The sequence below is a fragment of the Nocardia amamiensis genome, from assembly GCF_015477605.1.
Taxonomy (GTDB): domain Bacteria; phylum Actinomycetota; class Actinomycetes; order Mycobacteriales; family Mycobacteriaceae; genus Nocardia; species Nocardia amamiensis_A.
Genome location: NZ_JADLQX010000225.1, coordinates 1 through 483, shown reverse-complemented (window position 1 = coordinate 483; position 483 = coordinate 1). Strand labels below are relative to the sequence as shown.

Here is a 483-nt window from a genome sequence, read left to right as displayed (position 1 = left end):
ACAGCTCCCATACCGAGAAGTCGAAGGCGTAGCTGTGGAACAACGTCCAGGTGTCCTCGGGCCCGAAACCGAAGTCGCGGTCGGTGTTCGCGAACAACCGCACCACGTTGCGGTGCGCGACCGCGACGCCCTTCGGGCGGCCGGTCGAGCCGGAGGTGTAGATCACGTACGCGACGTTGTCCGGCGTGAGCGCGGCATTCCGGTCGCCGTTGGTGATCGGCGCGTCGTCGGCGTCCTCGATATTGCCGGTCTCCACCGCGAAGCCGTCCAGCACCACGGCGGGCAGCCCGTCCGGAACCGCCACCTGCACCGTGGAATCGAGCACCACGCTGGTCGGCCGGGAATCGGCGAGCACATAGGCGATGCGGTCGGCCGGGTAGGTCGGATCCACCGGCACGTAGCCCGCACCGGTCTTCACCACGGCCAGCAGCGCGACCACCAGGTCCAGCGACCGCGGCAGGATCACCGCGACCAGCGTCTCCG

General features: G+C 68.9%; 1 protein-coding gene. It reads right to left on the bottom strand.

Going from position 1 to position 483, the window contains the following annotated elements:
* Positions 1-483: AMP-binding protein (locus IU459_RS37590; RefSeq protein ID WP_195134315.1), on the bottom strand; the 483-nt coding region annotated here is incomplete at both ends.